The sequence below is a fragment of the Bradyrhizobium sp. th-b2 genome (genome assembly GCF_000426785.1).
Taxonomy (GTDB): Bacteria; Pseudomonadota; Alphaproteobacteria; order Rhizobiales; family Xanthobacteraceae; genus Bradyrhizobium; species Bradyrhizobium septentrionale.
Genome location: NZ_AUGA01000063.1, coordinates 14,855 through 34,896 on the forward strand (window position 1 = coordinate 14,855; position 20,042 = coordinate 34,896).

The following is a 20,042-nucleotide window of genomic DNA, read 5'->3' on the forward strand; positions in this document are numbered from 1 at the left end:
ACGTCAATTGGGAAATCGTGGACGCCTCCGGCTCGCCCACTACAACGCTCCACCGCAGCATGTCCTGTTTGCGAAGCACATCGTGCCCTTCCGACCTGCGGACCGCGCCCTAAGGGAATATCCGGAATTGGTCGAGCCGATGAAGTCTGTCAGCATCTTTTCACCAAAACAGGAGGATGCTATGAAACGCGCATTGAGTGTTCTTTTTGCCGGAAGCGCCATCTCTACGGCGGCGCTCGTTCTATTCTACAATTGGTTCTTCCCCGACGCGATGCCGCTTGCCTCAACCGAGCCGCTTCTGGCTTGGCGATTTGAGGCAGCCTTTGTCGTCTCGGCGGTAGCTTGGACCGCGGCCTTTGTGGCAGCGGCGTCTGCGCTGTCGTTGCTGCTGATAGCCTTCACCGGTCGGGACGCCACGGTCGAAGGCCGCTAGAATGCAGGCTTAGAATGCAAGAAGAGTGCATTCGCTTAACCTGCCTTGACCTCTCTATGCATGAAAATCATCCCCGGGCGATCGGCGGCTGGACTCTAAGCTTACGTTCAAGCGTGGCCGACATAAGCCGATCCGGCGTCACCAAGCACAACGGCAATGCAGGATCGCGGCGAGCTGAGCCGCTATGCCGGAACGACACCGCCACGCAAACGAATGGCGGAAGGTCACGCTTGGCGCCGCCACACACTCCAGAGAACACCGACCATCAGAAGCCCGGTTACGAGTAGGACGACGACGAACATTTGCATGATGTCGAAGTTGAGCGTATCGCGCGACAAACAGCGCTGCGATGACCCCCGCGACTATGAAGAGAATTCGAATAATTATGACTCATGCCTCTCTCCTGCAGACGGGCGTGGCTCGTGGCCGAACACCGGTGGTGGCGCTTTGCGGCAGATCAAGCCCGTCCACGGCAACGGCTGACCGGATCAATGCTGCAGGACGTACTGTCCGGGCGCATCGTCGAGCGGCAATCTACCCTCGGGCGCGTGAAACCCCGATTGAGCCGGCACCCACGCACCGGAATGCGCCATCAGGAACTGAACCCACTCCAGCCACCAGGATCCGTCGCGGTTCACCGCCCTCCGCAGCCACTCGTCGGGGCCGACATAAGGTTGATCCGTCTTCTTCTCCAACAACTGATAGCTGTGCTCCTCCTCCGACGGCTGAGCAACGATGCCGGCATTGTGACCGCCGCTCGCCGGCACGAAGGCGATATCGGCATTTGCCAACAGGTGAATCTTGTGAACCGACCGCCAGGGCGCGACGTGATCACGAACGGTGCCGACCACGAACATGGGGACGCGAAGGTCGGAGAGTGCCACCGGCTGCCCGTCCGCCAAATAACGGCCTTCGGCAAGGTCGTTGTTGAGAAACAGCTTGTGCAGATAGTCTGAATGCATCCGGTATGGCATGCGAGTCGCGTCCGCGTTCCATGACATCAGATCACTCGGTGCGGCGCGCTCGCCCATGAGATAGTCGCGGACCAGGCGTGACCAGATCATGTCGTTCGATCGCAGCAACTGGAACGCACCGGCCATCTGCGCCGTCTCGAGCACGCCGCTCTGCCGCATCATATCCTCGAGGAACGCGACCTGGCTTTCATTGATGAAGAGCGTCAGCTCGCCAGCATCGGTGAAATCGACCTGGGCTGCCAAGAGCGTCACCGAGCGCAGGCAGCCGGGCCGCTCCTTTTGCAGCCGAGCAGCCGCAATTGCGAGTAGCGTCCCGCCAAGGCAGTAGCCAGCCGCATGGATTGGACGTTCGGGAACAGCTGATTGATGACGTCGATGGCGGCGTCGATCCCAGCTTGCGATAGTGATCAAGACCAAGTTCGCGATCGGCCGGCCCGGGGTTGCGCCATGAGATCATGAACACCGTAAAGCCGCATTGAACCAGGAAGCGCACGAGCGAATTCTGCGGCGAGAGATCGAGGATGTAATACTTCATGATCCACGCCGGCACGATAAGTACCGGTTCGGGGCAAACGTCGGCCGTCTCGGGTGCGTATTGGATGAGCTCGATCAGCTCATTCCTGTAGACAACCTTGCCCTTGGTCGCGGCAACGTTTTTGCCGACCACAAATGGGGCGGGTCCGGACGGCCTGGCGCTCAACAGGTCCCTGCAATCTTCCAACCAGTTACGCCAGCCCGGCACGAAGTTGCCGCCACCCGAGTCCATTGCCTCGCGCAGTACCTCGGGGTTGCTGAACGCAAAGTTGGACGGCGCCACGACATCGAGGCATTGGCGGACGGTGAAATCCACAATTGCCGCATTTCCCTTCGAGACGTCGTGCAGGCCGCTCGCCGCCGAATGCCACCACTGTTCGCCCAGCAGGAATGCCTGCGCCATGACGTTAAAGGCCGGTAATGTCCAATCCCGGCCGGCGAACCGGTTGTCACCCGGTTGAGGCTTGACCATGAACCAGGGCTGCCAGACAGCATGCGGCATCGACACCATCCGCGCGAAGCGCCAGCCGTCAGCAACCGCGTTCAGCGCCAGCTGAAGCCGTTTGCCGGGTGAGGCCGCGAGATGGAGTTGCCAATCGGCGAATGCGAGCGCAGGCTAGCCGGTGAAAGCCCCCCGGTCCATCGCGCCATTGCCGCGTGGGACCAATTGGTCGATCGACTCGGCACCCGCTATTGCCTGGCGTATTGCCGCATCTGCGAATGTTACCCTGATGGTGCCATTGCCGATGGCGATCCGATGTCGATTGATTGACCGCGCCAGGTGGGCTTTCCGGCTTGCTCGACGAGAGGGGCTGTGGGCGGGTCGGGCCCTCCATAGCCCGAGCCGTCCACAACCCCGGGCAATGGGGCAGCGGTCGTGGCGTCCGCAAGCGGCTCCTTCGAGAGCAACTGCTTGGCCGTCTTCCGTCTAAGTGCCCTCAGCAGGCGCTGCACGATCGAATGCTGTCTCGTCCCGAACTCCTCTGGGTGATTCTCGCTCAGCCGGCCGACGATTGCGAGCGCGGTCAGCTGTGGCTGCTCTGACAGCCAGCCTTCGATAGTGGCAATATGTGCGTCGAGCTTGGACGGCATGCGAACCCTGGTTTTATAGGGTCGACGAGCTCGCCGGTGCGTGGCACGCGGCTCGCCGGCAGTCACCGTCTTGCCGAGCGTTAGCGCTTGATCACTTTAGCCCCTTCCCGGCGCTTCTCCTTCAGCTTGAACGAGGGCTGAAAGAAGTTGACGTAAAGCCGTGCCGCCGCATAGAGGCGGCCCATCGCGCGCGCTGTCTCGACGCCATCGAAGCGGCCGTAGCCCATCAAGCGACGCACAACAGCACCATTCTTTTGCTCGACGAACGCTTGATCGTTCTTCTTGTAGGCACGCGAGCGCGTGACTTCGAGCTTCTGTTCGCGACACCATGGCACGACGACATCGTTCAAAGGCGCTATCGTTGTCGAAGTCTACGCCGCGCAAGAGCCAAGGGAACAGGCTCTGTGCGCGGTTGATCGCCTCGACGACCAGCGAACCTTCGCGCGTCACCAACGGCAGGCACTCCGTCCAGCCCGTGGCGATATCGACCATCGTCAGGGTCTGGATGAACGAGCCAGCCACTGACGTGCCGCCATGGGCGACCATGTCGACCTCACAGAAGCCGGGCGGCGGGCTGTTCCAATCATTGAACGTGCGGATCGGGACTTCGCGCCGGATTGCCGAATAGAATCCAGCACGGCGCCGCCTGCCGCCGCTCGCCGCGAGCTTCACATCGACAAGCAGGCGGTCAATGGTAGCGGCACTGATCGCCAGAACACAATCACGGTCCGCCTGCCCAAGCTGCAATCGGCCATGTTGCTCGAGGGCCGCCAGCAAGGTCGGGATCATCACCTTGAGCCGCTTGCCGCAAACCCGATCCGACGCCTCCCATAGCGCCGTTGTCGCGTCCTTGATCGTAGCGCCATATCTACGCTTGCGCTCTCCGGGAGCCTCGACCTTACCCGGTTCAACCTTTGCGCGCCGCCCAAGTGCGCGCACCGCATGCTTGCGATGCCAGCCCGCCGTCGCGCATAGCGCTTCGAGGATGCGCCCCTTCACCACTCGTTTGGCCGACCGGTAGCGCTCCGTTACGGCCGACACCACCTCCCGCCGAGCGCCCATGCTGATCTTTCCCGCCATAGGCGCCACCGAACCAATTCGATGGCACCGACCCAATCATCGGCGAGAAGTTGTCCAGTAACATTCTGGATGAGGCAATGCCTGGCTCTCGGATGGCACCGACGCAGGCGCTCTCGCAGTCGCCACATCGTCGTTAGCGGCAGATGTGGGCTGGTCGAGAACTGCATGGACTGTCATCGCTCGCCTCCAACTCGAGCCGGATGGGCTCGGGCGCAATCTATCTTTTCGACCTGGCAGCTGTTCAGACGCCGGACCTTTGCCGCTCAGCCAAGGTGGAACCGCTTCCGACCCAGCGCCACGATCTCCGCGTCGGTCGGATGATCGCTCGGCTCAACATGCAACTGGAGGCCGGGCCGCTCCGCCCTGAGATACTGCGTCAGCTCGGCCTTCTCGATGCCTGGACCGATGACGAGCAAATCGGTGCAACCGCTTACGGCCTCTCCCACCCTGGCAAGAAATGTCGCATCGGCCTGGACGAGACCATCGCCAGTATTCGCCTTATGATGCAGGTGCTGCGACGCCAAATGCACATGGACGGCCGTCGCGCTGACGCCTGTTAACCCAATGCCGAAAACCTTCGCAACAAGGTGATCGATCCAAACGACGGCGTGCGCATGTGACTACAGGGTCATCTCGCTCATGAAGTAACTCCAATGCTTTCTTTTTCTGCTTCTCTCAATCGGCGCGCCAATGCCGCAAGCAGTTCCCTGCGACTGATAATACCGACGACGGTTCCGGCGCCGAGCACCGGAACTGGGCGACGTTGTAAATATCCATCTGCGCGACGACGTCCTCGATCGATGCCTCGACATCGACGGTGATCGGCGCGCCACTCATGAGCGAGCCGACCTGCAGCGTGCGCATGCGCTCGCGTTCAGGTGTATTCTCCGCAATGCCAAGCAACGACTCCAGCCAGTTTCCTGATGGCGGGCTGATGCCAAGCTCATCGCGGTGGAGGAAATCGCCCTCCGAAACCATGCCGACGAGGTCGCCGGCGTCGTCGATCACTGGCAGGCCGCGCTGATCGGTTTCAAGCAGCAGCTCGACGGCATTGAGTACTGTGGCAGTCGGCTTGATCGTTGCGAACGAACTGCGCATCACATCGGTTGCGAGCATTGTCATGTCTCCCATTCACCACATATGCTGGCCGCCATTGATTGACAGCGTCGACCCGGTGATGAACCCTGCTTCGTCGGCAGCAAGAAAGGCGACGGCACGGGCGATCTCCTCCGGCTGCCCCAGCCGCCCGACCGGAATCTGCGGCAGAATAGAGTTCTGCATGACATCGGCCGGCACCGCAGCCAGCATCTCGGTGTTGATGTAACCGGGGCAGATTGCATTAACAGTGATCCCAAACCGCGCGCTTTCGAGCGCGAACGCGCGGGTGAAGCCGAGCTCGGCGGCCTTCGCCGCGGCATAGTTCGTCTGGCCGATCTGGCCCTTCTGCCCATTGATCGACGAGATGTTGATGATCCGCCCGAACTTGCGCGCCCGCATGCCCTCGATGAGGGGCCGGCACATGTTGAACAATGAATCGAGATCGGTCCGGATCACCGCATCCCACTGCGGCTTGGTCATTCGATGCAGTGTGACGTCGCGCACAATACCGGCGTTGTTGACCAGGATGTCGATTGGGCCCAGCGCCGCCTCCACCTCGCGGACACCGGCTGCACAGGCCTCGTAGTTCGCGACATCCCACTGGAAAACGGGAATTCCGGTCTGATCCTGAAAAGACCACGCGGCTCATGCATTCCTAGCATAGCAGGCCGCAACGCGGCATCCGGCAGCAGCGAGGGCGCGCGCAATGGCGGCCCCAATTCCCCTACTTCCACCCGTAACCAATGCGACGCGCGCCATGCCGGCTCCTGCAAGCTGGGGCACAACATTTGCGCGAAAAGCACGCTCGATGAATTGATCTCGCTCAATCAGAATCCACGAACGCGCATGAGGCAGATCAAATTGGCCCGCCTCGACCGGTGCTTTGATGGCACTTGCTCTTACCTCTTTGGAGAACGGCCCATGTTCAAGAACATCTTGGTCCACATTCCGACGGATCTGTCGCCGCGCCCCGCAGTCGACGGATCGGTCTCGCTCGCGCTCAGCACCGGCGCGCATCTTGACGCGATGGCAATCGGCTATGAGACTGCCAATGTCCCGATCGTAGTCGGGGGTGGAGTGGCCGTCGCCTCGCTGTTCGAGGTCGAACATGCACAGGCCCTGGAGCGCGCCGAGGCGGCGCTGCGCGTCTTCGACATCGAGGCTCGGAATGCAGGGATATCCTACGCGACCCGCGCCGTGGGCGCGCTCCCCATCGATGCTCGCGGGATCATCTGCGCGAGCGCGCGACTCCATGACCTGACCGTGGTAGTGCAGCCGCGCGGCGAATACGACAGCTACGACGACGTGATCCCGCGGGAGCTATTGTTCCAGAGCGGCGGTCCCGTCCTGTTCATGCCTTACACGTTCCACGGCGCATTTTCGGCGAAGCGAATCGGGATTTGCTGGGACGGCAGCCGGCTTGCTGCCCGCGCCCTCCATGACGCAATGCCGCTGTTGCACGCAGCCGATGCTCTCGCCGTCATCACTATCGATGGTGCTGATCCGATTCCCTCAGAAAGCTCCACCGACCATCTGGTGCGTTATCTTGCAAAGGAGGGGCTTCCGGCCGAGATCACGTCGTTGCCGGCGTCCAAGTCAGAAGTTCAGTCGATCCTGCTGTCGATCGCGGCTGATGAGAGCCTCGACCTTCTGGTAATGGGTGGATACGGCCACTCCCGGCTGCAGGAAACCGTGCTCGGCGGCGTGACGCGCGATATGCTTCGTGCGATGACCGTCCCGGTCCTGATGTCTCATTAAACGCCAATCAACGTGAGGCATCCCGCCATGACGTTCCGGCATACTATTGGTTGCGGCCTCGTCATCGCCAGCGCGATCTGCGCCGCGCTGGCTCCAGCCGCCGCGGACCAGGAGCAAGGCCGTCGCCTTGCGCAGTTCTATTGCGCCCGCTGCCACGCGATCGATCGGGTGAGCCCCAGCCCGCTGAGGATAGCGCCGCCGTTCCGGACGCTGCACGAGCGCTATCCGGTCGAGATGCTGCAGGAAGCATTGGCGGAAGGAATCATCACTGGCCATCCGACCATGCCCCAATTCAGCTTCGATGCGGACCAAGTGGGCGACTTCATGCTGTTCTTGAAGTCTCTGGAGCGCGGCCAAGCAGTCCGTTGAGCCACGTCAATATGCAGGGCGCAAAGAGCTTTAATATTTGATTTTCAACATGGAGGTCCGACATGCGCGCGCATCAGATCATGACCAAACATATCATCGCCGTCAGCCCGCACACGAAGATTCTGGACGCGGCCAACATCATGCTGCGATGTCACCTCAGCGGTCTGCCGGTGATGGACGAAGATGGTACGCTCAGGGGCATGATATCGGAGGGAGATTTCCTGCAGCGCGCCGAGATCGGAACAGGACACAAACGATCGGCCTGGCTCGAGCTTTTCACCGGGGTCAGCCGTGCCGCGACCGATTTCGTGCACGAGCGCGGCCGTAAGGTCGAAGATGTCATGGCTACGAATCCGATCACCGTCGGCGAGCAGACGCCGCTCGACGAGATCGTGCATTTGATGCACAAGCATGGCGTGAAGCGGGTACCGGTTGTGAATGGCAAGACCATGGTTGGGATCGTCACCCGAGCAGACATCCTGCAAGCCGTCGCGTCGCTGGCGCGCGAAGTGCCTGACCCGACGGCCGATGATACCCATATCCGTGAACGAATCCTGCGCGAAATCAACGCCACCGGTTGGCGTCCCGCCGGCTTCCAGGTCTGGGTGCGCAACGGTGCCGTGCATCTGCACGGCCTGATCTTCGATGACCGCGCGCGCCAGGCCGTGATCGTGCTCGCCGAGAACACCTCGGGTGTCAAGGAGGTCCATGATCACCTCTGCTTCGTCGACGGCTATTCCGGCTACTATGTGGAATCGCCGGAAGACATCAAAGCGGCCGGCTGATCAGATCGAGGAGCCCAACATGGCAATGAGCACACTGCTTGTCGTCGCAGCCGTCTGTCTCCTCCTCTCGATCTTTGCGCTCGTGCTCGTCCTCGCCGATCGCAGCACGACGCGCTGGCGTCAGGAACAAGACGAGAATCGAGCCACCACACGCGCTGCCTATCCCGACAAGAACGGGACCTAGCGTCGCTTTTCGCCCCGCGCGCCGAGACACTGAATCTGGGCGTACGAACACCGTCTATTCCTCCTCTGTATCTCCTGGACTTACGTACAGATACGTAAGTGGCTTCTACTTAGGGGAAACATCCAAATTTCCCAATCCAGGAGATGCGATCAATCTGCCTCCATCGATCTTCCCATCCATGGAGCGTCGCCATGCAAACCCAAAACGCCATTTCTCGCGAGAGCAGCCGTCACCCGACCAGCATCCTCGCCCGACAGGCGCATGTCGAAAAGCCGTTTGGCATGATCGGGGCGCCGATGCGGTTCGCACGCAACAGCGAGATTTACGGCGAGGAGGAGGCTGCGGAATACCTCTACCAGGTCGTCTCCGGTGCCGTCCGCACCTACAAGATCCTGGAAGACGGACGCCGCCAGATTGGCGCGTTCTATCTGCCCGGAGATATCTTCGGCTTCGAGGCCGGTGAAAGCCATATCTCCTCGGCCGAGGCCGTCTGCGAGACGCGGGTCGTCGTCGTAAAACGCGCCGCCCTCATGGCCCGCGCCGCGCACGAAAAGGATCTGGCGGGACAGCTGTGGGACGCGACGGCGCAGGAGCTGCGCCGGTTTCAACAGCATCTGATGCTCCTGATCTGTAGCGCCGAAGAGCGTGTGGGAGGCTTCCTGCATGACATGGCGCGCCGCGCCACCAAGAATGCCGCCGTCGAGCTTCCGATGTCGCGACAGGACATCGCCGACTATCTTGGCCTCACGATCGAAACGGTCTCGCGCACCTTTACCCAGCTCGAGCGGAACGGCGTAATTTCTCTTCCGACCGCGCGCCGGGTCGAGTTGCGAAACTGCGTGAAGCCGAATCGGCTCATGGTGGCGTAAGCGGCAGGATTGATTGTCTCCTACAAGCGATCGCGGGACAGAGACGAGAAGCATCTCTTACAGCAGTTTCGGATGTTGCCGGCTTCGTTTGCCGATCCAGGCCATGCATGTCGCAAACAGGACGAGCGTCGCGACCCCTGTGGCGCTCACCACGAACTGCGCCGCGATGCTGTCGGATACTTCAACGAGATACCAACTTGCCAGCAGGGAAAGCACGACGGCTGCGCAGTAGGTTTCGAGCGAACGCTCGCCGCAATGAATCAGGCCGACCATAGTAAATCCCCGCCAATTCGGTGGCACGAACTTCGCCACGACGATGGCAATGGCCAGGAAATGCAGGAGCCGCAAAAGGCCCAGATCCGGCTTGTCGATCGGATAAATTAACCGCGTAATATAGCCTGGAATCGCGGCTGCCAATGGCTCGACCTCCCAGCTCAATGTGATCATGAGGCCAAAGCCGAGATACGCTGTCGCGAGTAAAACGACGGGCCACGACACGATTTTTGGCCAAAACATCCGATAGCCCCGGATCGCCCACCACGCCCCAAGGACGACCAGGAATTGCCAAGCAAGCGGATTGAAATACCACTGATTGACAGGCCACTCCGGCAAGTTCCAGCCATACAATTGCACCAGCGCATAGATGGACGCGGAGGTCAGCAGGGACGCATTGGGAAACTTCAGTATTCCCCAGAGGGCGGGAGCAAACGATAGATGGAAGAGCACAAAGGTCGGCAGAACATCCGTGTTCATCGGGCGATACATCAGGATGGCAGCATGGGTCAGTGCGGCACCCGGCTGTTGCAACAGAATCTTCACGTTGGCTTCGTCCGCGAATCGATCGCTGCCCGAGGCGTGCACGACCACGACAAGCGTAATAGTCAGGATGAGAAAGGCCGCATAGATCTCCCAGCCTCGCAGCAGCGTATGCGCGAAGACTGCCCACCACCCCTCGCGACGGCGGACAGCGCCGTAGCTCAGCGCGCAGGTCACGCCGGACACGAACATGAAGACTTCAGCCGCATCGCTGAAGCCATAGTGCCGCAGGGTCAACCAGCTGAAGACATTGTTGGGGATGTGATCGAGGAAGATGCACCAGAGAGCAATCCCTCGGCATACATCGAGCCGGAGATCGCGCCCCAAGGCCAAGCCGTCGCCTCTCCCCGGATCTTGAGGGGAGTTCTTGTCGTTCAGGCGAGCGGTCAGGCTGTCAGGAACCATAGGCGGTTACCAGCTGTCGGCGTCATTCCGGCCCGGCGCCCGCCGCGCCGGCGGCATATCAGCGTGATTAGCCGACCGCTTGGTTGATAAGGATCAACGCACCTCATTGTTTCCGGGAGTTAGCTGAACGTGTCAGCGCCATTGGGAGGAATTTCGCCGTGCACGTACGGGAGATCATGTCACGGAACGTCATCACAATCGACGCTGACGCATCGGTGATCGACGCTATCAAGACGATGCTGTCCCATGGCGTCAGTGGCCTTCCGGTCACCGATCGGGATGGAGTGCTAGTCGGAATCCTGTCAGAAGGAGATTTCATCCGACGCGTGGAAGTCGGGACGGAAAGGCGCCGCGGCCGCTGGCTTGCGATGCTTGCAGGCGCGAACCAGGTCGCACTCGACTTCGCCCGCCAACACGGCCGCAAGGTTAGTCAGATCATGTCGCCCAGTCCGATCACGGTCGAGGAGGACACACCGCTTGAACAGGTCGTCCAACTCATGAAATCGCACGGCGTCACACGATTTCCTGTGATGCGCGATAGAAGGCTGGTCGGGATGGTCACGCGCACTGACTTCATCACCGCCATCGCGAACCTCCGCCTCGATCGGCCATCCCCTTCCGCCAACGACGACCAGATCCGCGCGTCGGTTATTGCCGCACTGGCGCTGCACCTTGGCGGCCCAACGCGCTGCATGTCAGCGTGCATGACGGGGTCGTAGGCTTGCGCGGCGGCATCCGGAGCGACAACGCCCGCAAAGCCGCTGTCATCGCCGCGGAGAACGTTGCCGGCGTGAAGCGGGTCGAGGATCAGCTCTCGAAAGTCCCGCCGCCAGAGGAGGACTATGGCGGCGGTGACTTTGTCTCGCTGCAGGAGGAGCCCTCGACGGAGGACGATCAGCCATTATAGCACTCGTGCTGCCTGACTGGCACTGCCGTCTACACTACGTCGGTACAGCGAGCACTTGGCTCAGGCCTTACCTGAAGAAATCGGCTCCCGATGGATCTCCCTACCCGGCTCATCGATGACCGCGACATAATGATCGACAGATGCGGTCGGATTCTCATGTCGGATCTTGCTCGCCGTTTGCTTGCTGTGTGTGATCACAGCTGTATCGGCTTGCGAACTCCAGTCCGATCCGATCACAGACCGGGACACCATCCTTCAGGTCGAAGTAATAGGTTCCCATCGGGAGCTTCGCGGGACCCGCGTGCCTGCGATCAAACAGTTGAAGCTGCCAGCTATTGGCAACCGGCAAGTTCAGGGAAACGAATGACGAAGGAGCCGACCTTGGTCCAGGTCAATCGGCCTTGCGATCCTCTTTCGCGTTACGCGGCGCAATCTGCCTCGCCTCCTCATCCGCCAGCAGCTTGTGCACGATCTTGCGCTCCCCGTCCGTAAGCCGCGGATCAGCGAGCTTCTTCCTGAACAAGGCCAGGTTCTTGTTGTGAACAAACTGCTCCATGGGACGGTCTTCTGCTCCCATTCACGTACAGGGTCCGTCATCCTAGCTGTGCGTACGCAGGTTAACAAGTGACGGGCGCTGTCCGATCCTGGCGTGGCAGCCCCTTGAAGCGGGTTTGCGAGCCTGACCAAGGGATTAGCTTCGTCGGAATAAGGCATACGCGGTCCGGACGGCTTGAGCCACATCAACCTCGAGCCCATGCGGCCGCGCTATGACTTGCCGCAAATCCTTTCCAGCATCGCGAGACTCTCATGCCGCTCAAGCCGTCAACGTATGGGCCAGCCGTTGAGGCGTTCTGGCGGGAGCCAACCAGTTCGCTGTTGCGTACTCTCGATGCACCACGGCGCGGCCTGCGCCAACAGGAGGCCGAAAGACGGCTGGCGCAAATCGGTCCGAACCTCGCCGAGCCTTCCCAGACGCGATCGATGCTGCAAAAGGTCGTGCACCGTCTGATCAATCCGCTGATTGCCATCCTGATCGTGGCGGCAGCAGTGTCAGGATTCAGCGGCGACCTGGGAAGCTTTGCGATCATCGTCCTCGTGGGGCCTGTCGCTGACGCTGGATATTGTGCAGGAACATCGCGCGGAAGTCGCTGTCGATGCCTTGCGACGATCGGTTGCGATCCAGGCTGATGTCATTCGCGATGGCGCGATCGTTGCGCTGCGGGTGAGTGAGCTCGTCCCCGGAGACGTCGTGCAGCTTCGGACGGGCGATCTCGTGCCGGCCGACGGGGTCGCGCTTGAGGCCCGCGATCTCCGACTGAACGAAGCCCTTATGACAGGCGAACCGTTTCCGGCCGCCAAGACGACCGAGTCCTGTATCACCAGTCTGCCCGCAGAAGCTAGCAATGCCCTGTTCGCCGGCACCAGCGTCGTCGGCGGCAGCGGAACCATGCTTGTCGTCGAGACCGGGCGCCGTACACGCTTCGGCATGATCAGCGCCGCGCTTTTGGCGAACGATCCGCCAAGTGCGCTCGAGCAGGGCGTGCAGAAGCTCGGTATGCTCATTCTGAGACTGACGATTTTCCTCACGCTGTTCGTGCTGCTCGCCCATCTCGTGGCGCATCGGGCGGCCATGGAATCGTTCCTGTTCGCCGTCGCGCTGGCCGTCGGCCTGACACCTGAGCTGTTGCCGATGGTGATGACAGTGACGCTGGCGCGCGGAGCGCAGCGGATGGCCAAGAGACAGGTGATCGTCAAAAGGCTCTCCGCGATCCACGATCTTGGCGCGATGGACACGTTGTGCGTCGACAAGACCGGCACGCTGACGGAAGCGAAAATAGCGCTTGCGGCGCATATCGATCCCGCGGGGCGCTGTAGCGAGCGAGTGCTCCAACTGGCCCGATTGAACAGCGCGTTCCAGACCGGCATCCGCAGCCCGCTGGATGAGGCCCTGCTCGCCGTGGATATCCCGTCGGGAAGCAGCGCCTGGACCCGGCTCGCTGAAATCCCCTTCGACTTCGAGCGCCGCTGCCTCTCGGTCCTCGCGGCACGCGGCAATGGCCGATTTCTGATCGTCAAGGGCGCACCGGAAGCCGTCATGGCTCGTGCGGTCGCGGTCGAGGTCGACGGCTTAGCGCGACCGCTGGATGACAGCCATCGCGCCGAGCTTGTTCGCCTGCAAGATGACCATGCCCGGCAGGGCTTTCGGCTGCTAGGCGTCGGCATTCGGACTATGGCTCCGGATCAAGCGGATGTTGCGACGGAGGACGAGGGTGTCCTTACGCTGGTCGGCTTCTGCGCCTTCGCCGCCCCACCCAAGCGCGATGCAGCTGAAGCCGTCCGGGAACTCATGGCACGCGGCGTCCGCATCAAGGTGCTCTCCGGTGACCACGCGGCGGTGGTCGCTCACGTCGCGGATGCCGTCGGATTACCCTCACGCCGCATCCTGACCGGCAACGAGATCGCCGATTTGAGCGATCGGGCGCTCGCCGCGCAGATCGAGGATGTCGACCTGTTCGCCAGGGTCGATCCGGAGCAGAAGAGGCGGATCATCCGGGCCTTGCGCCAGCGTGGTCACGTTGTCGGCTTCATGGGCGACGGCATCAACGACGCTCGGCAATTCACACGGCCCATGTCGGGATTTCCGTGGCCGGCGCGACCGAAGTGGCACGCGCCGCGGCGGACATGATCCTGCTGGCTCCGGATCTCGGTGCTGGGCGCCGGCGTGATCGAGGGACGGCGAACCTTCGCGAACATCCTGAAATATGTCCGCATGGGAACCAGTTCGAATTTCGGCAACATGCTCTCGATGGCGCTGGCGTCCATCATCCTCCCGTTCCTGCCGCTCTTGCCGCTGCAGATCCTGCTGAACAACCTGCTCTACGATCTCTCCGAAATCGGCATTCCCTTCGACGAGATCGACGAGGAGGATGCCGAGAGACCGCAATCGTGGAATATAGCCGGTATCCTGCGATTCACGGTCGTCATGGGTTCGATTTCATCGCTGTTCGACGCCGCGACGTTCATCATTCTTCTGAAGGTCTTCCACGCTGACGCGGCGGCCTTCCAGACCGGCTGGTTCCTGGAATCCATCGCCACCCAGATCCTGGTCATCTTCCTGATCCGCTCACGGCGACCGCCATGGTGGGCCAACCGGCCGCATCGCGTGCTGGTCCTCGGCTCGCTGGGCGCCCTTGCCGCCGCCGCCTTCCTGGCGCTGGGGCCCGTCCGATCCTTATTCGGGTTCGCGGGCCTGCCGCCTGTGCTTCTGGGCGCTATTATTCTGATAACGCTCGGCTACCTCGCCGCCGCTGAGGCCGGAAAGCATTTTGCGCTTCCTGCGGTCGCTCGGCGCGAGCCAAATCGCGCCGCATTGGGACGACAACATCCTGCCGGCGATGCCGCCTTGAATGGATGACGACAATCTGGCGTGCCGGCGTGCGGCCGGACCACAGTTGATCCGCATTTGCGATCCTTCATGTCATTTGGTGCAGGGCTGGACGGCAAATGGATCGACCACGGCAGCAGAACCGGCAGAGGTTTGAAGAGGCGGTTGACAGCAGTGATCGCGTCGCTACGGCGGGCGCTTCGATGCCGACGTTCGAAGACTCCGCGCGGCGTCGGCATCGTCGAGGCGGCCCGACCGTCTCATGGTACGGCCGGCTGTTGATCGTTGGAGCATTGCTGACCGCCGCGGGCTGGGAGATATTCCGGTTGCTTCTGACCATCGTCACCCTCGACTGAGGGTGCGCGAACTTCGATTCAGCGGAATACTGCAGCGTCGCGCTACGCCAACTCGGTCGATTCGTTCGTTTCGTACTCGTCAGTGCTCCATCTGCGGAAGTACACCGCATCTGCGCCCGGGATGCTCACGCAACGATTCGTCCCGGCAAACTGCGCGACCTTGGCGGCAGCGACCTCGTTGATTCCAAACAGCCGCTCATAATCGTGCTCGGAGATTCTCAAAACAGCGCCGGGGTCGAGGCGATCGAGCCGTGATCGCAGCTCGGCAAGAGTAAAATCTATGCTCATCAACGTTGCCAGATCTCTAGACCGAGCTGGGATTCTGCCGGGTGTTCACTCACAGCAACGTGTAGAGCGGACAATACGATAAGAATGCGGTCGCGATCAGGATGAAGCCGAGGGTCCCGGCAACCAGCCAGCCTATCCCGAGCGAGCCATCCTTCACGGTATAAGCGGTCAGAGCCAAACCGATGATGATTCGGGCATACTGATCAACGCGTCCGACGTTCCGGGTCATCATGGTAGCCTCCTTGCCTGTGAACCGCATCTAACATCCGCCAGCATGCGCTGGAGTTGATCCGGATCAACCGCGCGTTGCCACCCGGTGGGGCGCAGCTCAATCCGTCGTCGATCTGCTGAGGCTTTGCTCGAGCGCCAGGAGCAACTGCGCACGGCCCACAATGCCAACGACCCGCGTGTCGCGAAGTACCAGCACCTGCGAGATCTGATGATTGTCCATTTCCGCGACGATCTCGTCTACCGTTGCATGCTCGTCGACGAAAACGGGCTTGCGGCTCATGACAGCATCAACACGGAGAGCCCGGGTCCGCTCGCGTACGAGCCTTCCCTCCTCCTTGCTGAGAAGCCATTCGAGCCAGAACCCTTCGGGGCAATGCACGCCGAGTTCCCTGCGATGGAGAAAATCGCCTTCCGAAATCACGCCGACTAGAGATCCGGAGCCGTCGAGCACGGGCAAGCCTCGTTGACCCGTTTCCAGCAGCAGCCGAACAGCATCAAGCAACGCCGCGCCCGGCTCGATTGTCGCGAACGAGGCGCGCATCACATCCTTTGCGAGCATGCGCTATCTCCATTTAGCGATTCTAGTCTAGGATGGGCACAGCGCGCCCGCCTTGATGCACGTCAACCTTGAGACTGTGCCGGCTCGATGCTTCCGGGCCGGCGGCGAGCGGCAATCAGCTCCACGGTTGCCGACCTGGCGCGGCAAGCATCACCTGCCGACCGGCCTGGCGGATTGACGCGGATCAAGCACCAGTCGCCCTGCAACGCTTATCAGTTCAGAGATCAGCTACGGGAGGTTTCTGTGCGAGTTCATCAGATCATGGCCCGGAACGTCATTTCGATCGCTCCCGAAGCCGATATGAGGGAAGCCGCAAGCCTCATGGTCCGGCATCACATCAGCGGGTTGCCGGTTGTCGACGGGCGGCACGCGCTGGTTGGCATCCTGTCCGAGAGCGATTTTCTGCGGAGAAGTGAAATCGGCACGCAACGCAAGCGCGCCCGCTGGCTCGAATTGATCCTTGGCGCAGGCGAAGCCGCCGAAAACTACGTTCACGAGCGCGGTTGCAAGGTGGCCGAGATCATGACCGCCGCTCCGATCACGGTGGACGAACAGGTCACCTTGGCCGAGGTCGTCGAGATCATGGAGAGAAACAACATCAAGCGCGTTCCGGTCGTGCAAGACGGGAAGCTCGCTGGAATTGTGACCCGGTCAGACCTGATGCAGGCGGCGGCAAGCCTGGCCGGCCGGGTGGCCGACCCTACCACTGACGATGAACGTATTCGCGCACAAGTCGTCGAGGAGATCGAGAACAAGGACTGGGGCCCGTCCGGACTGAACGTGATCGTCAAGGATGGAATCGTTCATCTCAGCGGCACAATTTCGAAGAACCTTGTCGGACGGCCGCCATCGTTGCCGCAGAGAAAGTCAAGGGCGTAGTCAAGGTCCATGATCACCTGCGGCGGTTCGGTTCCGTATATGGGCTCGTGTCTGAGCGCTCGCCCGAGGACGAGGAGTGGGCGCAGGTGGATTGACGGAGATCAACATTCCTTATCGCTCGAATGATACCTTCCGCTCCCGATCCAAAATCATCTGCCACCCCACGCCCAGGAAATCTATCGCGAGGCCCTCAATCACGGATTTGCCGCGCATGCGGGCGACCGCAGGCAGGAAGAAATCGCGTACCGGACCGCGTGGTCGGCGGTCAAGCGATCCTATGTCAAGGATGGTGATCATTGGGTTGCGCGCGCCTGCCTGAAGGCCCGTCAGGCCGATACGCTACAACTACTCAACGGGGAATTGCGCTGACTGTGGTGATCAATCAGTGTCGGAGGGTGGCGAGAGCGCCGCTGCCGCGGCTCCCGACTTAAGCGATTAGTGCGACATCAGCAGGCAGATTGGAGTTGCTGCAGCAAGCCGCGCGTCATGCCACCGAACATCCATTCACCCAGTTGACTGTGCGCATAGCCACCCGTAACGATAAGATCGGCGCCTTCGGTCCTCGCCAGCCTGATGAGGTACTCTGCGTCTGGCTCCGCGGTGTGGACGCGAACCTCGAACTGGCAATTGACGCAGTGCCGTTCAAGGTAGCCCGCGACATCGCGCGCGCGGCTACATCTTGCTCATCCGACGCGCAGATTTCGGCGATCGTCACCTTCGAAGCCCGGATCAGGAAGGGCAACGCGTCTCGAACCGCCCGACGTGCCTCGCGGGTATCTTTCCAACCGACGACGACGCGGTCGGCCGATAACTTGGTCACACCTTCCGGCACTGACAGCGTGGGACCCATCCGCAGAATGGCCTCATCCGAATCGAGGTAGTGAAAGTAGTCGGACTGAATTTTCCTGCGTTTGAAAACAACGAGATCTGCCGCCCTGGCCTGCTCCGCCAGGAACGCGGTCGGGGATTCCAGCGCACGCTGCCACTCCACCTTATCGCGCTCCCGCCCGCACCTTCCTCAACCATTCGCTCTTCGCCGCAAGATCGGCGCGCATCCGCTTGATATCCGTAAGCGCGACTTTCTCGTCACATTGAATCTCGCATAGAATCAGTCGGCCCCTACGAGAGCCAGTGGATTCGCTGCTGGACGAGAGATTATGTTATATCAGGCCGGGTTTTCGGCGCTGCGGCTTTTGGGGAAGTTGAGACGGAGTAGATCTTCAATATCGTCGTCGTCGCGGCGCTGGGGCAATTCGGTGAGGACATGTCGCAACCATGCGAAGGGCTCAACGCTACAGGCGCGACAGGTCAGCACCAGGCTATAGACAACGGCACTGGCCCTGGCTCCATTAACGGTATCGCTGAAGAGCCAATTTTTCCTGCCACAGGCGAAGATTCTGATGTCGCGCTCACGAAGGTTGTTGTTATCGATCGGCATCTCGCCGTCCTCGGTGTAGCGCGTCAGATATTCCCACTGATTGAGCGTATAGGAGACAGCCTCGCCGAGCTTGGTGTCGGGCACGACCTTTGGGGCGATTGCTTCGAGCCATGCCTTGAGAGCGTTCAGGACAAGAATGCTGTGTTGCTGGCGGAAGCGGCGCCTGTAATTGGCCCGCGTTTCGCCGTCATCCGGTTTTTCGTCGCGCACCTGTCTTTCAATCCGGTAGAGTTGGTCGAAGAACTTGAGGGCTTGCGCCGGCGGCCCGCCGGGTTTCTTCCTCGCCTTGAGGGCGTCGACAAAGCACCGCCTGGCGTGGGCCACGCATCCGATATGCGTGGCGCCTTTCAACGTGCGCCACGCCGAGTAACCATCACTCATCAAGATGCCGCGGTAGTCGCCAAGGAAGGTCTGCGGGTGTTCCTGCCCACGAACAGGCTGATAATCGAACAGCACAATCGGCTGCTCACTGTCCTCGCCGCTGCGATAGGCCCACATGTACGAAATGCTGGAGGCTTCCTTGTCCTTTTCCTTCAATACCTGAACCGTTGTTTCGTCGCCGTGGATGAGGGCCTGGCACCCGAGCCGCAGTTTCAGTACATCGTAGATGCGGAGCAGATGTCGCTCACTCGCACCGATCACCCAATGCCCCAGAGCGCCGCGGGTGATCGTGGCGCCGGCGCGCTCGACGGCTTGTGCCAGACGGTAGAGCGGTGTGCCGTCGACGTATTTGTGAGCGAGTACGAAGGCCAACGTCGAAGGCGTGGCGATGCTGCCCGGCAAGGGCTGCACCGGCATCGGCGCGATGACAATCGGCGTGTTGATCCCGGTGCGTTCGCAGTTTCGGCATGCGTATTTGAACCGTACGTTCTGCACGACCTTGGCCTTCGCCTCGATATGGGTCTGCTCGGTAAGGCTCTCCCCCATCCGATGCATCCGGCCGGTGCAGCATGGACAGACCTTCTGATCGTCGGGGATGTCATATTCGACGCGTTCCCGTGGCAGGCTCGAAGGTGACGGCTTGCGCCCTCGCTTCTTCCCCACCGACTTTCCAGTAGGCGACAATCCGGTATCGGGCAGATCGACGGCAGCATCGATTTCGTCAAAGATTTTATCGCCAACCGCAGCCTCTTCGGCCTCGTTAAAGACGCGATCAATGTGCTTTTCACTGCGCGCCGCATAGCGATGCAGTCGCGCCAGCGCCAGTTCCTCCTCAAGTCTGGAGACGCACTCGGTGAGCTGGCGGTTCTCCACTTGCAGCGCGGTTATTTGCGCCATCAGCTCTGTGACGCTCGGTTCGCCCGTTCGATTCATCGGATTCTTGAATCGGAAGCATGCCGTGGCGTCAAGATAGTTCAGCCGCCCGGGATATTTGCAAGCCGTAGACCGGCAATCTGTCAGCCAGCAACCCGATATTGTCGCACCGGATGGCGGACCATCGCATCGATGTCGATCCCGTCGAGGATCCAATGCAATTGTTCGCTCGTAAGTCGTACCACCGTTTCCTGGCGCCGAGGCCAACGGAACTTATCCTCGGTCAACCGCTTCAACACCATCACAAACCCTGACCGATCGAAGAACAGGAGCTTCATCCGGTCGCGA

General features: G+C 61.1%; 27 protein-coding genes and 2 pseudogenes. 16 read left to right on the forward strand and 13 right to left on the reverse strand.

The window, feature by feature from the left end:
* Positions 1–181 precede the first annotated feature (181 nt).
* Positions 182–433, forward strand: a complete 252-nt coding sequence (locus K359_RS59585) for a hypothetical protein (protein WP_084518671.1) — start codon at positions 182–184, stop codon at positions 431–433.
* A 488-nt stretch (positions 434–921) separates the two neighbouring features.
* Here the strand turns inward: K359_RS59585 and K359_RS66365 are convergent, their stop codons facing one another.
* Both K359_RS66365 and K359_RS66370 read right to left on the reverse strand, forming a co-directional pair.
* Positions 922–1,566: a hypothetical protein gene (locus K359_RS66365; protein ID WP_371261243.1), complete on the reverse strand. Its 645-nt coding sequence runs from the start codon at positions 1,564–1,566 to the stop codon at positions 922–924.
* Between the two features lie 28 nt (positions 1,567–1,594).
* The gene (locus K359_RS66370) at positions 1,595–2,443 is read right to left on the reverse strand and encodes a hypothetical protein (RefSeq protein ID WP_334261997.1); all 849 of its coding nucleotides are present in this window, start codon (positions 2,441–2,443) and stop codon (positions 1,595–1,597) included.
* 81 nt (positions 2,444–2,524) lie between these two features.
* On the opposite strand from K359_RS66370, the gene K359_RS66375 reads away from it, so the two are divergent.
* Positions 2,525–2,713 carry a hypothetical protein gene (locus tag K359_RS66375; RefSeq protein ID WP_156928922.1) on the forward strand — a complete coding sequence of 63 codons (189 nt, stop codon included), beginning with the start codon at positions 2,525–2,527 and terminating at the stop codon, positions 2,711–2,713.
* A 416-nt stretch (positions 2,714–3,129) separates the two neighbouring features.
* Here K359_RS66375 and K359_RS62100 read toward each other — a convergent pair whose 3' ends face one another.
* Complete coding sequence (locus K359_RS62100) at positions 3,130–4,113, reverse strand: hypothetical protein (RefSeq protein ID WP_156928923.1); 984 nt, start codon at positions 4,111–4,113, stop codon at positions 3,130–3,132.
* A gap of 200 nt (positions 4,114–4,313) precedes the next feature.
* Here K359_RS62100 and K359_RS62105 point away from each other — a divergent pair, with 200 nt between their 5' ends.
* Positions 4,314–4,673 carry a hypothetical protein gene (locus K359_RS62105; RefSeq protein WP_029084187.1) on the forward strand — a complete coding sequence of 120 codons (360 nt, stop codon included), beginning with the start codon at positions 4,314–4,316 and terminating at the stop codon, positions 4,671–4,673.
* A 115-nt stretch (positions 4,674–4,788) separates the two neighbouring features.
* On the opposite strand, the gene K359_RS54560 is transcribed toward K359_RS62105, so the two are convergent.
* Both K359_RS54560 and phbB read right to left on the reverse strand, forming a co-directional pair.
* Complete coding sequence (locus K359_RS54560; RefSeq protein ID WP_224496631.1) at positions 4,789–5,229, reverse strand: CBS domain-containing protein; 441 nt, start codon at positions 5,227–5,229, stop codon at positions 4,789–4,791.
* Between the two features lie 15 nt (positions 5,230–5,244).
* Positions 5,245–5,970 (reverse strand): annotated as a pseudogene (gene phbB / locus K359_RS54565) (acetoacetyl-CoA reductase).
* A gap of 162 nt (positions 5,971–6,132) precedes the next feature.
* Here phbB and K359_RS0139680 point away from each other — a divergent pair.
* The 5 genes from K359_RS0139680 to K359_RS0139700 all read left to right on the forward strand — a co-directional run bounded on the left by K359_RS0139680 (position 6,133) and on the right by K359_RS0139700 (position 9,176).
* A complete protein-coding gene (locus K359_RS0139680) occupies positions 6,133–6,969 on the forward strand; it encodes a universal stress protein (RefSeq protein WP_029084188.1) in 837 nt (278 codons plus the stop codon).
* 27 nt (positions 6,970–6,996) lie between these two features.
* On the forward strand, positions 6,997–7,338 hold the full coding sequence (locus tag K359_RS0139685; protein WP_029084189.1) for a cytochrome c: 342 nt from the start codon (positions 6,997–6,999) through the stop codon (positions 7,336–7,338).
* A 62-nt stretch (positions 7,339–7,400) separates the two neighbouring features.
* Positions 7,401–8,123 (forward strand): CBS domain-containing protein, encoded by a 723-nt coding sequence (locus K359_RS0139690; protein WP_029084190.1) that lies wholly within the window; start codon positions 7,401–7,403, stop codon positions 8,121–8,123.
* A gap of 19 nt (positions 8,124–8,142) precedes the next feature.
* Positions 8,143–8,307 (forward strand): hypothetical protein, encoded by a 165-nt coding sequence (locus K359_RS62110; RefSeq protein WP_156928924.1) that lies wholly within the window; start codon positions 8,143–8,145, stop codon positions 8,305–8,307.
* A gap of 281 nt (positions 8,308–8,588) precedes the next feature.
* Positions 8,589–9,176: a helix-turn-helix domain-containing protein gene (locus K359_RS0139700; protein WP_035977920.1), complete on the forward strand. Its 588-nt coding sequence runs from the start codon at positions 8,589–8,591 to the stop codon at positions 9,174–9,176.
* A 57-nt stretch (positions 9,177–9,233) separates the two neighbouring features.
* Here K359_RS0139700 and K359_RS0139705 read toward each other — a convergent pair whose 3' ends face one another.
* Positions 9,234–10,397: an OpgC domain-containing protein gene (locus K359_RS0139705; RefSeq protein WP_029084192.1), complete on the reverse strand. Its 1,164-nt coding sequence runs from the start codon at positions 10,395–10,397 to the stop codon at positions 9,234–9,236.
* A 176-nt stretch (positions 10,398–10,573) separates the two neighbouring features.
* On the opposite strand from K359_RS0139705, the gene K359_RS54570 reads away from it, so the two are divergent.
* Positions 10,574–11,116, forward strand: coding sequence for a CBS domain-containing protein (locus K359_RS54570; protein WP_245284858.1), 543 nt, complete (start codon positions 10,574–10,576; stop codon positions 11,114–11,116).
* 2 nt (positions 11,117–11,118) lie between these two features.
* The gene (locus K359_RS64940; protein ID WP_245284859.1) at positions 11,119–11,304 is read left to right on the forward strand and encodes a BON domain-containing protein; all 186 of its coding nucleotides are present in this window, start codon (positions 11,119–11,121) and stop codon (positions 11,302–11,304) included.
* Positions 11,305–11,695: 391 nt separating this feature from the next.
* Here the strand turns inward: K359_RS64940 and K359_RS62115 are convergent, their stop codons facing one another.
* A complete protein-coding gene (locus K359_RS62115) occupies positions 11,696–11,881 on the reverse strand; it encodes a hypothetical protein (RefSeq protein ID WP_156928925.1) in 186 nt (61 codons plus the stop codon).
* Positions 11,882–12,111: 230 nt separating this feature from the next.
* Between K359_RS62115 and K359_RS64945 the strand changes: the two genes are divergently transcribed.
* The 4 genes from K359_RS64945 to K359_RS62120 all read left to right on the forward strand — a co-directional run bounded on the left by K359_RS64945 (position 12,112) and on the right by K359_RS62120 (position 15,045).
* The gene (locus tag K359_RS64945) at positions 12,112–12,492 is read left to right on the forward strand and encodes a cation-transporting P-type ATPase (protein WP_245284860.1); all 381 of its coding nucleotides are present in this window, start codon (positions 12,112–12,114) and stop codon (positions 12,490–12,492) included.
* Positions 12,428–13,990: an HAD-IC family P-type ATPase gene (locus K359_RS64950; RefSeq protein ID WP_245284861.1), complete on the forward strand. Its 1,563-nt coding sequence runs from the start codon at positions 12,428–12,430 to the stop codon at positions 13,988–13,990. Before K359_RS64945 ends, K359_RS64950 begins: the two co-directional genes overlap by 65 nt.
* 159 nt (positions 13,991–14,149) lie before the next feature.
* Positions 14,150–14,719: a cation transporting ATPase C-terminal domain-containing protein gene (locus K359_RS64955; RefSeq protein WP_245284862.1), complete on the forward strand. Its 570-nt coding sequence runs from the start codon at positions 14,150–14,152 to the stop codon at positions 14,717–14,719.
* Between the two features lie 173 nt (positions 14,720–14,892).
* The gene (locus tag K359_RS62120) at positions 14,893–15,045 is read left to right on the forward strand and encodes a hypothetical protein (RefSeq protein WP_156928926.1); all 153 of its coding nucleotides are present in this window, start codon (positions 14,893–14,895) and stop codon (positions 15,043–15,045) included.
* Positions 15,046–15,087: 42 nt separating this feature from the next.
* Here K359_RS62120 and K359_RS0139730 read toward each other — a convergent pair whose 3' ends face one another.
* The 3 genes from K359_RS0139730 to K359_RS0139740 form a co-directional block, all read right to left on the reverse strand.
* Positions 15,088–15,333, reverse strand: coding sequence for a hypothetical protein (locus K359_RS0139730; RefSeq protein ID WP_029084194.1), 246 nt, complete (start codon positions 15,331–15,333; stop codon positions 15,088–15,090).
* Between the two features lie 49 nt (positions 15,334–15,382).
* Positions 15,383–15,565, reverse strand: a complete 183-nt coding sequence (locus K359_RS0139735; RefSeq protein ID WP_245284863.1) for a DUF2892 domain-containing protein — start codon at positions 15,563–15,565, stop codon at positions 15,383–15,385.
* Positions 15,566–15,661: 96 nt separating this feature from the next.
* Positions 15,662–16,123 (reverse strand): CBS domain-containing protein, encoded by a 462-nt coding sequence (locus tag K359_RS0139740; protein WP_029084196.1) that lies wholly within the window; start codon positions 16,121–16,123, stop codon positions 15,662–15,664.
* Positions 16,124–16,366: 243 nt separating this feature from the next.
* Between K359_RS0139740 and K359_RS54580 the strand changes: the two are divergent.
* Positions 16,367–17,097, forward strand: a pseudogene (locus tag K359_RS54580) (CBS domain-containing protein).
* A 79-nt stretch (positions 17,098–17,176) separates the two neighbouring features.
* Positions 17,177–17,371: a ChaB family protein gene (locus tag K359_RS59600; protein WP_371261244.1), complete on the forward strand. Its 195-nt coding sequence runs from the start codon at positions 17,177–17,179 to the stop codon at positions 17,369–17,371.
* 115 nt (positions 17,372–17,486) lie between these two features.
* On the opposite strand, the gene K359_RS54585 is transcribed toward K359_RS59600, so the two are convergent.
* The 3 genes from K359_RS54585 to tnpB form a co-directional block, all read right to left on the reverse strand.
* Complete coding sequence (locus tag K359_RS54585; protein ID WP_051346669.1) at positions 17,487–17,993, reverse strand: hypothetical protein; 507 nt, start codon at positions 17,991–17,993, stop codon at positions 17,487–17,489.
* Positions 17,994–18,167: 174 nt separating this feature from the next.
* On the reverse strand, positions 18,168–19,754 hold the full coding sequence (locus tag K359_RS0139760) for an IS66 family transposase (protein ID WP_029084197.1): 1,587 nt from the start codon (positions 19,752–19,754) through the stop codon (positions 18,168–18,170).
* Between the two features lie 83 nt (positions 19,755–19,837).
* Positions 19,838–20,042, reverse strand: a 205-nt coding sequence (gene tnpB, locus K359_RS54590; RefSeq protein WP_035977922.1) for an IS66 family insertion sequence element accessory protein TnpB, incomplete at its 5' end; no start/stop codon positions are given.